General features: G+C 59.6%; 13 protein-coding genes and 2 pseudogenes. 9 read left to right on the top strand and 6 right to left on the bottom strand.

All coding sequences use genetic code 11. The features are described 5' to 3' along the window. Positions 1–7: 7 nt before the first annotated feature. Positions 8–1,027: a Glu/Leu/Phe/Val dehydrogenase family protein gene (locus tag AC1MEW_RS32410; protein WP_201200684.1), complete on the top strand. Its 1,020-nt coding sequence runs from the start codon at positions 8–10 to the stop codon at positions 1,025–1,027. Between the two features lie 249 nt (positions 1,028–1,276). Here the strand turns inward: AC1MEW_RS32410 and AC1MEW_RS32405 are convergent. Continuing rightward, a pseudogene (locus AC1MEW_RS32405) lies at positions 1,277–1,531 on the bottom strand (YebG family protein); the annotation flags it as partial. 356 nt (positions 1,532–1,887) lie between these two features. Here AC1MEW_RS32405 and AC1MEW_RS32400 point away from each other — a divergent pair. Then, positions 1,888–2,388 carry a phosphate-starvation-inducible protein PsiE gene (locus AC1MEW_RS32400; RefSeq protein ID WP_201195733.1) on the top strand — a complete coding sequence of 167 codons (501 nt, stop codon included), beginning with the start codon at positions 1,888–1,890 and terminating at the stop codon, positions 2,386–2,388. Here AC1MEW_RS32400 and AC1MEW_RS32395 read toward each other — a convergent pair. The 3 genes from AC1MEW_RS32395 to AC1MEW_RS32385 form a co-directional block, all read right to left on the bottom strand. Continuing rightward, positions 2,385–2,702 (bottom strand): DUF3509 domain-containing protein, encoded by a 318-nt coding sequence (locus AC1MEW_RS32395; protein WP_201200688.1) that lies wholly within the window; start codon positions 2,700–2,702, stop codon positions 2,385–2,387. The genes AC1MEW_RS32400 and AC1MEW_RS32395 overlap by 4 nt on opposite strands. A gap of 211 nt (positions 2,703–2,913) precedes the next feature. Then, the gene (locus AC1MEW_RS32390) at positions 2,914–4,215 is read right to left on the bottom strand and encodes a serine/threonine transporter (protein ID WP_201200689.1); all 1,302 of its coding nucleotides are present in this window, start codon (positions 4,213–4,215) and stop codon (positions 2,914–2,916) included. A gap of 62 nt (positions 4,216–4,277) precedes the next feature. Next, positions 4,278–5,654 (bottom strand): L-serine ammonia-lyase, encoded by a 1,377-nt coding sequence (locus AC1MEW_RS32385; RefSeq protein WP_201200693.1) that lies wholly within the window; start codon positions 5,652–5,654, stop codon positions 4,278–4,280. A 135-nt stretch (positions 5,655–5,789) separates the two neighbouring features. On the opposite strand from AC1MEW_RS32385, the gene AC1MEW_RS32380 reads away from it, so the two are divergent. From AC1MEW_RS32380 to AC1MEW_RS32355, 6 genes and pseudogenes are all read left to right on the top strand, one after another. After that, positions 5,790–6,737: a LysR substrate-binding domain-containing protein gene (locus AC1MEW_RS32380; protein ID WP_480424880.1), complete on the top strand. Its 948-nt coding sequence runs from the start codon at positions 5,790–5,792 to the stop codon at positions 6,735–6,737. 213 nt (positions 6,738–6,950) lie between these two features. Then, complete coding sequence (locus tag AC1MEW_RS32375; RefSeq protein ID WP_149418217.1) at positions 6,951–7,361, top strand: HPF/RaiA family ribosome-associated protein; 411 nt, start codon at positions 6,951–6,953, stop codon at positions 7,359–7,361. A gap of 199 nt (positions 7,362–7,560) precedes the next feature. Then, a pseudogene (locus AC1MEW_RS32370) lies at positions 7,561–7,662 on the top strand (DUF3649 domain-containing protein); the annotation flags it as partial. A gap of 13 nt (positions 7,663–7,675) precedes the next feature. Further along, positions 7,676–8,239, top strand: coding sequence for an RNA polymerase sigma factor (locus AC1MEW_RS32365; RefSeq protein WP_201255863.1), 564 nt, complete (start codon positions 7,676–7,678; stop codon positions 8,237–8,239). Beyond that, positions 8,236–9,225, top strand: coding sequence for a FecR family protein (locus AC1MEW_RS32360; RefSeq protein ID WP_480424878.1), 990 nt, complete (start codon positions 8,236–8,238; stop codon positions 9,223–9,225). The genes AC1MEW_RS32365 and AC1MEW_RS32360 overlap by 4 nt, the downstream gene beginning before the upstream one ends. Positions 9,226–9,425: 200 nt before the next feature. Next, positions 9,426–11,855: a TonB-dependent siderophore receptor gene (locus AC1MEW_RS32355; RefSeq protein ID WP_201200723.1), complete on the top strand. Its 2,430-nt coding sequence runs from the start codon at positions 9,426–9,428 to the stop codon at positions 11,853–11,855. Between the two features lie 135 nt (positions 11,856–11,990). Here AC1MEW_RS32355 and AC1MEW_RS32350 read toward each other — a convergent pair whose 3' ends face one another. Further along, entirely contained in the window at positions 11,991–12,866 is an 876-nt protein-coding gene (locus tag AC1MEW_RS32350; protein WP_480424875.1) for a helix-turn-helix transcriptional regulator, read from the bottom strand. A 369-nt stretch (positions 12,867–13,235) separates the two neighbouring features. On the opposite strand from AC1MEW_RS32350, the gene AC1MEW_RS32345 reads away from it, so the two are divergent. Next, positions 13,236–14,138 (top strand): DMT family transporter, encoded by a 903-nt coding sequence (locus tag AC1MEW_RS32345; RefSeq protein ID WP_201255861.1) that lies wholly within the window; start codon positions 13,236–13,238, stop codon positions 14,136–14,138. A 29-nt stretch (positions 14,139–14,167) separates the two neighbouring features. On the opposite strand, the gene AC1MEW_RS32340 is transcribed toward AC1MEW_RS32345, so the two are convergent. Next, a complete protein-coding gene (locus tag AC1MEW_RS32340; protein WP_322270572.1) occupies positions 14,168–14,677 on the bottom strand; it encodes a DUF2165 domain-containing protein in 510 nt (169 codons plus the stop codon). Between the last annotated feature and the right edge of the window lie 119 nt (positions 14,678–14,796).

The raw sequence follows: 14,796 nt of genomic DNA, 5'->3' as shown, positions 1-14,796 counted from the left end.
CCCGACGATGTTCGCTCTCATGCAAAGCACTCGCCTTGAATCGCTGCACCTTAGCGTAGACCCGGTCACCGGGTTGAAGGCGGTGATTGCCATTCATAACAGCCGCCTGGGGCCTGCCCTGGGCGGATGTCGTTACCTTGCCTATCCCAGCGACGAATCCGCAGTCGAGGACGCCATGCGCCTCGCCCAAGGCATGAGCTACAAGGCGGCCTTGGCCGGTCTTGCCCAGGGCGGCGGCGTGGCGGTGATTGTTCGCCCGGTCCATGTCGAAAACCGCGCGGCGTTGTTTGAAGCCTTCGGGCGTTGCATCAATCAGCTCGACGGTCGCTACATCACCGCCATCGACAGCGGCACCTCGGTGGCGGACATGGATTGCATCGCCCAACAGACCCAGCACGTCACCAGCACCACTTCGGCGGGAGACCCGGCACCACACGCCGCAATGGGCGTGTTCACCGGCATTCGCGCCACCGCCATGGCCCGGCTCGGCAGCGATAACCTCGAAGGTTTACGCGTTGCCATCCAGGGCCTGGGCAACGTCGGTTATGCGCTGGCTGAACAACTGCACGCCGCCGGCGCCGAACTGTTGGTCAGCGACATCGATCACGGCAAAGTGCAACTGGCGATGGAGCAGCTCGGCGCGCATCCGATCGCCAACGAAGCATTGCTCAGTACCCCGTGCGACATCCTTGCGCCTTGTGGCCTGGGCGGTGTACTCAACAGTCATAGCGTGACGCAACTGCGCTGCTCGGCGGTGGCCGGGTCGGCGAATAATCAACTGACGCATCTGGATGTCGCCGATCAGCTTGAACGGCGCGGGATTCTGTATGCGCCGGATTACGTGATCAATTCCGGCGGGCTGATCTACGTTTCGCTCAAACACCGCGGCGAAGAGCTGTCGACGATCACCGCCCACCTGTCGAAAATCGCTTCGCGGCTGACTGAAGTGTTTGCCCATGCGCAGGCGGAAAAGCGCTCGCCGGCGAGAGTGGCGGATGAGTTGGCGGAGAAGGTTTTGTATCGGTGATTTGCAGAGCAAGATCAAGATCAAAAGGTCGCAGCCTTCGGCAGCTTCTACGGTGTTTTGTGTACACCTGTAGGAGCTGCCGAAGGCTGCGATCTTTTGATCTTCAGCCATTAAAAAGGCCCGGAGTCCAATGACTCAGAGCCTATTCAATTCGGGCGTTGCTTATTTTGCAGGCTTGGCTGCTTTCGCTGGCTTGACTGGCTCGGCGGCTTCAGCCACCTCGACAGGTTTAGCAACTTCAACGACTTCAGCCGGCGCGCTCAGCAACTCGGACAGTGCGTCCGGCTGGCTCTTGAACGCCTTGGCGAACACATCGCGGTTCTTCGCCATGTAAATCCCGGCTTCTTCGACTTGCTGCTCGCTCAGGGACGGAACGGCTTTTTGCAACACTTCAGCCAGCAATTCGGCCAGTTCGAGCATTTTGTCATGACGGTCAGCTTCGGCTTTATCCATGAACAAGCGCTCCAGATCTCGGCTGCTGCGGTATACCACTTCGACGGCCATTCACCACCTCACATGCCTTCACATTAAGTTGTCTTTGCGACTACTGTATCTATATACAGCGAAAAGGATAAGCGAATCCCTGCGCTTTGGGTAGTGGCTTTTTAATGTAGACCGAATTTGGCGTTTGTCAGGTGGACCGTGTTGTTCCATTCGCGGGTAAGCCTCGCTCCTACAGGTCGGTGTGATCCGTAGGAGCGAGGCTTGCCCGCGAAGGCGTCCGTCCCGACAGCACAAAAGTGTCCAGTGGCAGCCTATCGCCATCTCACTCAACAGCCTCTGGCCTTTTTTCTGCATGCAGAACAACCGTCACGTCCAACCCGCATCATCCGCTCGAACCGAGCTAAGGAAGAACCATCGTGAAAATCAATTGGGCCGAGAACCTGCGGCAGAACGTGCATCAACTCGCCGAGTCCCTGGGCAACCTGTTCGTCGAGACCTTCCATTACGCGGCGTTGTTCGCCATCGGTGCGGTGACCGCGTGGGCGGCGGTGATGGAGTTTTTGCAGATGATCGAGGCGGGGCACATCAAGATCGATGACATCTTGCTGCTGTTCATCTACCTCGAACTGGGGGCGATGGTCGGGATTTACTTCAAGACCAACCACATGCCGGTGCGCTTCCTGATTTACGTGGCGATCACTGCGCTGACGCGGCTGCTGATCTCCAACGTCTCGCACCACAACCCGCCAGACATCGGCATCATCTACCTGTGCGGCGGGATTCTGCTGTTGGCGTTTTCGATTCTGGTGGTGCGATACGCCTCGTCGCAATTTCCCTCGGTGAAGATCGAACACCCGCAGCGCAAGATCGGCGCGGGTTCCGGTGAACATCCCGAAGTGGAGAAGGGCGAGCTTTAAAGCCCGAACGCTACGCGAGGCTGGCCTTTGATTTGTGGCGGCGGGAGGTTGCGATTGTCGCCGTCGGTCATCGCTTCGAGGATCGCCACGGCGCTGTGGCCCTGTTCGATGGCGATGCCGAACTGAATGCTTTGCACCAGGCGCTTCAGGCGCTTGGGATCATTGCGCTGCTCGGCGCTGATCATCCGTTTGGCGACCACGCGGCCGCTGTTGGACAGGGTCAGCATGATGCTGCCGTCCAGACCCTGAATGCTCAGGTTGATCTGATAATCCGGTGCAAAGGCATCGGTAATGAGCTGAAAAGGGTTGTCCATGATGCGTCACCGCCTGATTGAACGTGCAGTTGTTGACCGGCCATGATCGGGTTGGTTCGCAATACCGGACCATCGGCATTCCATGTTCATGTACTTTCATCCGTGTCGTGTAGGAGGGCATAGCAAGGGCCATGCCGGGAAAACTGTCGAACAATGATCACGGCAAAAAGCAGGCGGGCACCATGGCCCGCCTTCTTTTTGCCTGCCCGATTCAGGGCAGGAATGAATAGATGATCGCTGACAGTGCAATCAAACCGATCAACACCACGAACACGTTCGAGGCCTGGCCGCAGTACTGGCGCAAAGCCGGCACGCGGCGGATGGCGTACATCGGCATCAGGAACAACAGGCACGCGATGATCGGCCCACCGAGGGTTTCGATCATGCCGAGGATGCTTGGGTTAAAGGTCGCCACGGCCCAGCAGCAGAGAATCATGAACAGTGCGGTCGCGCGGTTCAGCCAGCTCGATGACATCACTCGGCCACGGCCGCGCAAACTCTTCACGATCAGGCCCTGAAAGCCTTCGCTGGCGCCGATGTAATGGCCGAGGAAGGATTTGGTGATCGCCACCAGCGCGATCAACGGCGCGGCGTAAGCGATGACCGGGGTCTGGAAGTGGTTGGCCAGGTACGACAGGATCGAGATGTTCTGCGCCTTGGCAGCCGCCAAATCCGCTGGGGACAGCGCGAGCACACAGCTGAAGCAGAAGAACATCACCGTCACCACCATCATCCCGTGGGCGATAGCGAGGATGCCGCTGCTTTTGCGCTCGGCCTGCTCGCCGTAACGCTGCTTCTGATCGACGGCGAACGCAGAAATGATCGGCGAATGGTTGAACGAGAACACCATCACCGGGATCGCCAGCCACAGCGTCTTGAAGAACAGCGGCAGCGGCATGCCTTCGCTGGCGCTGGCGAAGAACGCGCCGTTCCAGTTCGGGATCAGGCTGAGACCGAGCAGCAGCAATGCCGCGACGAACGGGTAAACCAGCACGCTCATGCATTTGACGATCACGCCTTGACCGCAACGCACGATGGCCATCAAACCGAGGATCAGCACTAGCGACAGAATCGCCCGGGGCGGCGGCGCGATGTGCAACTGGTGCTCCATGAAGCTGCTCAAGGTGTTGGTCAACGCGACGCTGTACACCAGCAGAATCGGGAAGATCGCGAAGAAATACAGCAGCGTGATCAGTTTGCCGGCACCGATGCCGAAGTGTTCTTCCACCACTTCCGTGATGTCCCCCGAACGGCCGGACAGCACGAAGCGCGTCAGGCCGCGGTGGGCGAAGAAGGTCATCGGGAACGCCAGAACCGCCAACACCAACAGCGGCCAAAAACCACCGACGCCGGCGTTGATCGGCAGGAACAACGTGCCGGCACCAATTGCCGTGCCGTAGAGGCCGAGCATCCAGGTGGTGTCTTGTTTGCTCCAGCCCTTGGTGACTGTCGCGGTGTCGCGTTGCAGGTCTACAGCAGGATTATCGGCAGCAGGTGTACGTACATCGGTCATCGTTTTGGCCTCGTTATTATTGTTGCTCGGGCTCACGTGTTACGGACGGTCGGGAATGCTCCTCAGCACTCCACCCAGCTCACCGCCAGGCCGCCCCGTGAAGTCTCTTTGTATTTGTCATGCATGTCGGCGCCGGTATCGCGCATGGTGCGGATCACCCGGTCCAGGGAAATGAAGTGTTTGCCGTCGCCGCGCAGGGCCATTTGCGTGGCGTTGATCGCCTTCACCGCGGCGATGGCGTTGCGCTCGATGCACGGCACCTGCACCAGGCCGCCGACCGGGTCGCAGGTCAGGCCGAGGTTGTGTTCCAGGCCGATTTCTGCGGCGTTTTCCAGTTGCTCCGGGGTGGCGCCGAGCACATCGGCCAAACCGGCAGCGGCCATCGCGCAAGCCGATCCAACTTCACCCTGACAGCCGACTTCGGCACCGGAGATCGACGCGTTTTTCTTGCAGAGAATGCCGACCGCCGCCGCGCCCAAAAAGAACGCGACCACGTCATCGTCCGACGCGTCCGGGTTGAATTTCATGTAGTAGCTCAGCACTGCGGGAATGATCCCGGCCGCACCGTTTGTAGGTGCGGTGACCATACGTCCGCCGGCGGCGTTTTCTTCGTTCACGGCGAGGGCGAACAGGTTGACCCACTCCATCGCCGACAGCGTCGAGGTGATGACATTCGGTTTGCCGATTTCCAACAGGCTGCGGTGCAATTTCGCCGCGCGACGCGGAACATTCAGACCGCCAGGCAGGATGCCTTCGTGACGCAGGCCTTGCTCGACGCATTCGCGCATCACCGACCAGATATGCAGCAGGCCCTGACGAATCTCGGCGTCGCTGCGCCAGGCCCGTTCGTTGGCCATCATCAGTTCGGAAACCCGCAACCCGTGCTGGTTGCAGAGCTTGAGCAATTCGGCGGCGCTGGAGAAATCGTATGGCAGTACCACGTCGCTGCTCGGCGCAATGCCGGACTCGGCTTCGGCCGCTTCGATGATGAAACCGCCGCCCACCGAGTAGTACGTTTGCTCATACAGTTCGCCGGTTTCGCCGAAGGCTGTCAGAGACATCGCATTGGGGTGGTAGGGCAAGCTCTCGTCGAGCAGCAGGAGATCGCGTTGCCAGTTGAAGGCGATGGTCGATTTGCCTGCCAGCGACAATTCGCCGGTCTCGCGCAGCGTGTGGATTCTGCTTTCGATGGTGGTCGGATCAATGCTGTCCGGCCATTCGCCCATCAGGCCCATGACGCAGGCGCGGTCAGTCGCGTGACCGACGCCGGTCGCCGACAGGGAGCCGTAAAGTCGGATTTCTACTCGCCGTACGTCAGCCAGTAAATGTTGGTCAATCAGGGTTTGGGCGAAGGTCGCGGCGGCGCGCATCGGGCCGACGGTGTGGGAACTGGACGGACCGATGCCGACTTTGAAGAGATCGAAAACACTGATAGCCATGCTAAAGCCTATACAAGCAATGGAAGAGAAATCGCTGCCATTTTTGTAGGACAAGCGCAATGTCGGCGATACTGCCCACCTCGGTCCACCATGACCAACGAAACTTCCTAAGACAGCCTTTAGCAGGACTAAACGATGAGTCGTCAATTGCACGCCCAGACCTACGTCTGGCTGCACGTGTTTTCCTGTGCCGCGCGGCACTTGTCGTTCACCCGTTGTGCCGAAGAACTGCACATCACGCCGGGTGCGGTGAGCCAGCAAATCCGACAGCTGGAAGAGCGCCTCGGCTTTCGTCTGTTTCACCGGCGTGCGCGGGGTGTGGAATTGAGTGCCGAAGGCCAGCGACTGGCCATCACCGTCAACGAGGCGTACGGCAGCATCGATGCCGAATTGCGACGACTGGACGCCGGAATGATCAGTGGGATTCTACGGTTGCGCTCGATTCCGTCGTTCCTGAGCAAGTGGCTGACCCCGCGCCTGCCGCGTTTGCAGCAGCGCTTTCCGGATATTCAGTTGCGGCTGGTGGCTGAGGACAGCAGCGTCCCGCTGCACGAGGGCGACTTCGACCTGGCCATCGACCTGAACGACGGCAGTTACCCCGGATTGTTATCCACAGCCTTGCTCGACGAGCAGATTTTCCCGGTGTGCGCCCCGAGCCTGTTGCGCGGCCGCCCACCGCTGCACGGCCCGGCCGACCTGGTGCATTTTCCGTTGCTGCACGACATCACTGCCTGGCGTGGCAGTTACGAGTACGCGGAGTGGGAGTTCTACCTCAATGCCATCGGCTTCGAAGGCGCCGACGTACGGCGCGGGCACACCTTCAATCGCAATCACCTGACCATTGAGGCGGCGATTGCCGGGATGGGCGTGGCGATTGCGCGGCGAACATTGCTGAACGATGAACTGGAGCGGGGCACGCTGATTGTGCCGTTCGGGTTGGCGGTGCCGAATCACAAACGCTACGTGCTGCTCTATGCGCCGGGGGCGTTGAGCCATCCGGGCGTGCGTGCGGTGCATGATTGGCTGGTAGAAGAGGCGGGGATTTTTCGCAGTCTGCACCCGTCGGCGGAGCAGCAGATGTGAGCAATTGTGACAAAGAAGTGAAGCGACCGAACTCCCGACCTTAACAGCGCTTTTGCTCCTTGTCCGGCTTTTTTTGCGTCTGAAAAATTATCTTTTTTTAGGGGTTGAAATGTTCTGCGCACAGACCGATTGTGTAAGTAAGAGGTCACGGTGATGACGCCCAAGGGCTAGCCGACCGGCCTCTCGCGAGCTAGCTGAAATAAGGGATGAACTATGCAAATCCAAGTCAACAGCGATAACCATATTCAAAGCAGCATCCGACTGGAGGAGTGGGTACGTACTACCATTGAGAGCACGCTCGAACGTTATGAAGAGGACCTGACCCGCGTCGAGGTTCACCTGCGGGACGAAAACGGCGACAAGCCCGGACCGCATGACATGCGCTGCCAGCTGGAAGCGCGGCCTAAAGGCCATCAACCAATTTCTGTGACCCATAAAGCCGATACCCTTGAACAAGCGATCGACGGGGCGGCCACCAAACTGGAACATGCGCTGGATCACCTGTTCGGCAAACTGCGGGGCAAGCCACGTGCCGCTGTAGTCCCATTTGAAAGGGGTGCACATGCTGACGTGCTGCTGGAAGAAGAGTTTCTCGAGAACGAACAGGCTGCTCAAAACGGCTGAGGCCTGATTCACTTTTTACCTTTCCACTGACAAACGGGTCTGCTTATGCAGGCCCGTTTTTGTTTCCGGTGTTCGCCGGTCGCTACGGCGAAGGCGATCTCACCGGGCACCTTTGCGTGTGAGAATTTTTATCATTAGTATTGCGACCTTGTCGGTTCCGTGACGTTCACTGGACCTCACCCGGTTTCAAGGTCGAAACATGAAAGGCAAAATCAGCACGCTCCCCGTTTCCTGCAGGCTGGCGGTCACTTCGTGGGTGCTGGCTGCCGTGCCGGGCGGTTACGTTGCCGCCGCTGTTGCGCAGGGCTGAGCGGATGATCGCCCATCCTCCGGAATCCCATGACGATGAACACCGTGGTGCCCGCGCACATTTTCTTCAGGTGTTCCTATCCCAGCGTTCGCAGATGGAAGCGTTGGTGAATCGTCGTGTCGGCTGCCGGGCGACGGCGGCGGACCTGGTGCAGGATTTGTTCCTGCGGTTCTGGCGCCGGCCACTGGTGCAGGTCGAAGAACTCAGCACCTATCTTCTGCGTTGCGCCGGCAACATCGCCATCGACCACTTGCGCAGCGAAGGCACGCGGGTTCGGGTCAACGAAGGCTGGATGCCGGACGAACCGGACAGCCAGGGCAGTGAACCGCAAGCTGCGCTGGAGGCGGGCAACGATTTGCGCCACGTCGAAGCGGCCCTGCGAGCATTGCCCGAGCGTACGCGGCAGATTTTCCTGCTCAACCGCATTCACGGTCGCAAGTACGCCGAAATCGCCAGGGCCATGGGCTTGTCCCAAAGCGCCGTGGAAAAACATATGATGCGCGCCCTCGACGCCTGCAAGGCCAGCCTGCGAGAGCCCGAACCGCGCACGCCAAGGAAAGCACCGTGAACCACGCCGAACGCGTCATCCCGACGCCCGCCCAGGAACAGGCCGCTTTCGCCTGGCTGAGTTTGCTGCACGATCAGCCCGGCAGTGGCGATCAGCTCACCTTCAGTCATTGGCTGCAGGCCGATCCCGCCCACGCCGAGGCGTATGCCCAGGCGCAAGTGGTGTGGGAATTGAGTGAAGTGCCGGCGCGGACCTTGGCCGACGAACAGGCGTTTGCCCTACAGGGTTACCTCAATGCGATGAACCGTTCGCGGCGCACCAGCGTGCGACGTTGGTCCGGTGCGTTGGTGATGGCTGCGTGCCTGTTGCTGATGGTTGGCCTCGGTGCGGGTTGGCAGCCGTTGCGTTGGGCTGATGATCTGGGCGCGGATTATGTTTCGGCACCGGGGCAAATTCGCACCGTCACCCTGGCCGATCAATCCCAAGTCACCCTCGATGCCGACAGCGCGATTGCCGTGGATTTCAGCCGTGGCGAGCGGCACGTGCAGTTGCGTCGAGGCGCCGGTTTTTTCAGCGTGACCCATACCGGCGAGCCGTTTGTGGTCGAGGCCGAAAAAGGTCAGGCGCGGGTGCTGGGCACGCAGTTTGAAGTACGCCTGCAACCCCGTGGCGCGCAGGTGACGGTGTTGTCCGGGCGGGTTGGCGTGATGGCGGACCGCAATGCCGAGCAGCAAATTCTCACCGCCGGCCAGCAAGTGGCATATGGCGAGGGCTCGGCGGAAAAACTGCATGCCGTGGACAGCGAGGCGCAACTGGCTTGGCGCCAGGGCTGGCTCAATTACTACAAGGCGAGCCTGGCGGATGTGGTGCAAGACCTGCGGCGCTACTACCCGGGGCGGATTCTGCTGCTCAACGATGAACTGGCGGCGCGGCGGGTCAGCGGGAGTTTTCCGAGCAAGGACCCGCAAGCGGTGTTGAATTCGTTGCAAGGGGTGTTGGGGTTTGAGCAGCACAGCGTGATGGGGCATTTGATTATTTTGCGGTGAAGCAAAGTCAAAAGATCGCAGCCTTCGGCAGCTCCTACATGAGTACGCATTCCCCTGTAGGAGCTGCCGAAGGCTGCGATCTTTTGATTTTCTAAAAATATTTTCAAAATATTAGTGAGGTAAACCCAACCCAGATCCGTGTAGTGACTGAAACTGCGAGTCATTCGCATTCCGTAGCGGTTCTACACAGGTCACTAGCAATGAAGTCCAGGGCAAAATCGGGTTCGGTCAAACAGTGGTTCGGCGCATCTGCACTGAGTTTTTCGGCATTGGCGCTGCTGCCGCTCAGCGTGGCATTGGCCGCTGAAGCCAGCAGCACGCAACAGCGCACGCCGTTCAACTTTGCCATGGCCGCCAAACCGCTGCCCCAGGCCCTGAGCGACTTCAGCCGCATCACCGGCACCAGCGTGGTCTATACCGACGAAGCGCCCTACGGCCTCAATGCCCCGGCAATCAGCGGGCAGATGAGCGCCGAACAGGCGATGCAGCGTTTGCTCAGTGGCTCGGGCTTCACCTTCCGTCGCACCGACGCGCACACCCTGGCGCTGGAGCCCATCCCCACTGCCGGCACCCTGAACCTCGGCGCGACCACCATCACCTCGGCGATGGACGAAACCCAGAGCTACCAGCCACCGCCGACCAGCAACGTGATGCGCAGCTCGGCATTGATTCAAGAAATCCCGCAGACCATCAACGTGATCCCGGCCCAGGTCATTCGCGACCAGGCCCCGCGCAATCTCGATGACGCCTTGGCCAACGTCAGCGGCATCACCCAGGGCAACACCCTGGCCAGCACTCAGGATTCGGTGATGACCCGCGGCTTCGGCGATAACCGCAACGGCTCGATCATGCGCGACAGCATGCCGATCGTGCAGGGTCGCGGCATGAACGCCACTGTCGACCGGGTCGAAGTGCTCAAGGGCCCGGCGTCCTTGCTCTACGGCATCCAGGACCCGGGCGGCGTGGTCAATATGGTCAGCAAAAAACCGGAACTGACCCCATACAACGCGCTGACCCTGCGCGGTTCGAGCTACGGCGACGGCAAGAACGGCAGTGGCGGAGGCCTCGACAGTACCGGCGCACTCGGTGATTCCGGGTTGGCCTACCGCATGGTTCTGGACCACGAGGACGAAGACTACTGGCGCAACTTCGGCACCCGCCGCGAAACCCTGGTGGCGCCGTCCCTGGCCTGGTTCGGCGAAAGCACCAAGCTGTTGTTCTCCTACGAACACCGTGAGTTTTTGACCCCGTTCGACCGTGGCACCGTGATCGATCCACGCACCAACCACCCGTTGGACATCTCGCGCAATGAGCGTCTCGACGAGCCGTTCAACAACATGGAAGGACGTTCGGACCTTTACCACTTCGAGGCCGATCACGAGCTCAACGACAACTGGAAGGCCCACTTTGGCTACAGCTGGAACCGCGAAACCTACGACGCCAGCCAGGTGCGCATCACCGCCATCGACACCAAGAATGGCACGCTGACCCGCAGCATGGACGGCACGCAGAACGCCATTAGCACCGACCGTTTCACCACCGCCAGCCTCGAAGGCAAAGTGAACGTGCTGGGCATGCAGCACGACCTGGTGTTCGGCGTCGACGACGAGTACCGCAAGATCTACCGCGAAGACCTGATCCGCCAGAAAAGCCTGAGCACCTTCAGCTACGTCAACCCGGTCTACGGCCGCGAAGTCGCCGGCACCACCGTCAGCCCGGCCGACAGCGCCCAGACCGATTTGCTGCGCAGCGATTCGATCTTCATGCAGGACTCGATTCACCTCACCGACCAGTGGATCCTGGTGGCCGGCGGGCGCTTCCAGGAATACGACCAGTACGCCGGCAAAGGCGTGCCGTTCCACGCCAACACCGACAGCAACGGCCAGAAATTTGTGCCGCGCGCCGGTCTGGTCTATCGCTACACCGATGAACTGTCGTTCTACGGCAGCTACACCGAATCGTTCAAACCCAACTCGACCATCGCACCGTTGAGCGGCAGCAGCGTCGTGCTCGACGGCAGCGTTGCGCCGGAAGAAGCCAAGTCCTGGGAAATCGGCGCCAAGCTCGACATGCCGGGGCGCATCACCGGTAACGTCGCACTGTTCGACATCAAGAAACGCAACGTACTGATCGCCAACTCCGAAGGCCCGACGACCATTTATAGCGCCGCCGGCGAAGTACGTTCCCGGGGGCTGGAAGTGGACCTGACCGGTCAGCTCAGCGACCGCTGGAGCATGATCGGCAGCTACGCCTACACCGATGCCGAAGTCACCGAAGACCCGGACTACAAGGGCAAGAGACTGCAAAACGTCGCCAAGAACACCGGCTCGCTGTCGGCGGTCTACGACTTCGGCACCATCGTTGGCGGCGATCAACTGCGGGTCGGCGCCGGAGCGCGTTATGTCGGTGAGCGGGCGGGTAACGCGGTCAACGATTTCGACCTGCCGGGCTACACCGTGGCCGATGCCTTCGCTACCTACGACACCAAAGTCGAAGGGCAGAAGGTCAAGTTTCAACTCAACGTGAAGAACCTGTTTGACCGCACCTACTACACCTCGGCGGCGAGCCGGTTCTTTGTGTCCATGGGCGATTCGCGGCAGGTGTCGCTCTCCAGCACTCTGGAGTTCTGACAGTAGACCGCGTCATCGTTCTTCGCGAGCAAGCCCGCTCCCACATTTGATCGCATTCGCGTGGACGAACGCGGTCACCTGTGGGAGCGAGCCTGCTCGCGAAGACGGCCTCAAAGCCACCAGCAATCTTCGGGATTACCGCAAAAACGCCTGGCGATATTCGCCAGGCGTTCCACCCAACACCTGCCGAAACCGATTGGTGAAATGACTCGCACTGGCAAACCCACAGGCCAATGCAATTTCCCCCAACGGCTGCGATGTTGAACGCAATAATTCCCGCGCCCGGCTCATGCGTCGTGCCAACACATACTGATGGGGCGGTAAGCCAAAGCTCTCCCGGAACATCCGCGCAAAGTGATATTCCGACAGCGCACACAACCCCGCCAACTGCCCCAGGCTGATCGCTTCGGCCAACTGACTGTCGATGAACTCCACCAACTGCCGCCGCTGATGCGCGGCCAGTCCGCCCTTCAATCGCAAACCCTGTCGCATGCCGACCTGATGGAGCAGCGCATGGCTGAGCATTTCGTGGGCCAGACTGCTGGTGAGCACGCGCTCGCCGGGTTCATCCCAATTGAGCGTGAGCATCTGCCGAAAGCGCCGGGCTTGTTGTGGGTCGTCGAGAAAGGTCGCTTCGCGCAATTGCAGCTCACGCGGTTCGCGGTCCAGCAGCGTGACGCAGCCGAGGGCGAATTGTTCGGGGCTGAAATACAGGTGGGCCAGGCGAATGTCGCCGTTGATCACCCAGCCGGACTGGTGCTCGGCCGGCAGGATGCACAGTTTGTCCGGGCCACCCTTGTTGCCGGGCTGGTCACGGCGAAAGGTCCCGGTGCCGCCGGCGATGTAGCAAGAGAGGGTGTGGTGAGTCGGCGCTTCGTAGTCCTGGGCGTCGTGATGGTTGCTCCACAAGGCTGCAGCCATGCCGTCACCGAGCTCGGCACTGTGCTCGAGGCGAGCATTGGGCGAGCGGTTGAGGGCTTGAAAGACTTGCAGCGTTTCCAGTGCGGGCATGATCGTTTTCTCTCCAACGCCTTGCATCCTACTCCGTAGACCTTGGCCTGCCAGCCTGTCGGCCGACAAAAGCGCAAGTTTATGCAAGTGCGTTCACCCAGGGCGCAGCACACTGGATCCTTAATCAAGCAGTGCTGACGAGCATAGTATTTGTGACAAGTGAGCTTTTGTGGCGAGGGAGCTTGCTCCCGCTTGAGTGCGCAGCGCTCACAAGATTGGCGATAGTTATCGAGATTTTGGGGCCGCTTCGCTGCCCAGCGCGAGCAAGCTCGCTCGCCACAAGAGCCCTTCTTGCCACAAACGTGCCTTTGCCACAAAAGATTGCTCGCCACAAAAGCGCGCCGCGTTGCCCCATCCAGGAGTTTTACCATGAACCTGTCGTTGTATTTGTTGACCGTGCTGATCTGGGGCACCACCTGGATTGCCTTGAAATGGCAACTGGGGGTGGTGGCGATTCCGGTGTCGATTGTCTATCGCTTCGGCCTCGCCGCGCTGGTGTTGTTCGTGATGTTGCTGCTCAGCCGGCGCCTGCAAGTGATGAACCGCCGCGGGCATTTGATCTGCCTGGCGCAAGGGTTGTGCCTGTTCTGCGTCAACTTCATGTGTTTCCTGACGGCCAGCCAATGGATCCCCAGCGGTCTGGTGGCCGTGGTGTTTTCCACGGCTACGTTGTGGAACGCCCTGAATGCGCGGGTGTTCTTCGGCCAGAAAATCGCTCGTAATGTTTTGATGGGCGGCGCACTGGGTTTGTTCGGACTGGGGTTGCTGTTCTGGCCAGAGCTGGCCGGCCACACCGCCAGCCCGCAAACCCTGCTCGGCCTGGGCCTGGCCCTGTGCGGCACGTTGTGTTTCTCGGCCGGCAACATGCTGTCGAGCCTGCAACAGAAGGCCGGGCTCAAACCCCTGACCACCAACGCCTGGGGCATGGCTTATGGTGCGGCGATGCTGTCGGTGTGGTGCCTGGTCAAAGGTATTCCGTTCGACATTGAATGGAATGCGCGCTACATCGGCTCGCTGATGTACCTGGTAATCCCCGGTTCGGTGATCGGCTTCACCGCTTACCTGACACTGGTCGGGCGCATGGGCCCGGAGCGCGCGGCGTATTGCACGGTGTTGTTTCCGGTGGTGGCGCTGAACGTCTCGGCGTATGCCGAAGGCTATCAATGGACCGCGCCGGCGCTGATGGGGTTGGTGCTGGTGATGCTGGGTAACGTGCTGGTGTTTCGCAAGCCCAAGGCGCCGGTGGTGCAGGGCAACGGCAAACTGGCCTGAAGCGATAGAAAGATCGAGCGCCGAGTTTCTTAGCGCTCGATCTTCAGTGTCAGGTAAATCAATAAAGGAAGAATAAAGTCGACAACATGCCGGGCCCAGTCCTTGGCATTCCAGACTTGTGATTCGTCCATGTTGAACCATTCAACGCCGATAACTTGCAGGCACACGTAGTAGACGAAGATGGCAATCAATAAACCGACAATCGATAACTTCTTGGATTCGTGAAAAACGTCAGCGGTTGCATGTCTGTTTTTAAACAGTTGGTAGGTGCCCATCAAGCAGTAGGTGGTGTACATGACTTCCAATGTAATGATGATCCAGTAAATACGGTGATGGAGCATCGGCGAAGTAATCGCCCGGTAGCTGATGTTGGTGTTTTCCCGGGTGGTGTCCATGCTCAGGATATGGCCGACGTACTCATAGTTGGTGCTGTAGTCGATGAAGTTGCTATACATCACCAACAGTCCGAAAAAACTTAAAAATGCCATGAGTATGACTTTGCTGTTTCTGATGAGTTGGTCTGTGGTCAGGTCATTCAATGCAGGGGCTCTCCGTAGCCTGAACTCGTGATAGTCGAGTTAATGGCGCGGAGTTTATAGGGCGAATGGAGGTTCTGGTGGTGGACTGAATTTCAAGGTGTGTATCGAACTTAAAGGTT

Source organism: Pseudomonas sp. ASL4 (assembly GCF_056680395.1).
Note: the sequence above shows the minus strand (reverse complement) of the source record. Positions and strands in the feature narration are given on the sequence as shown.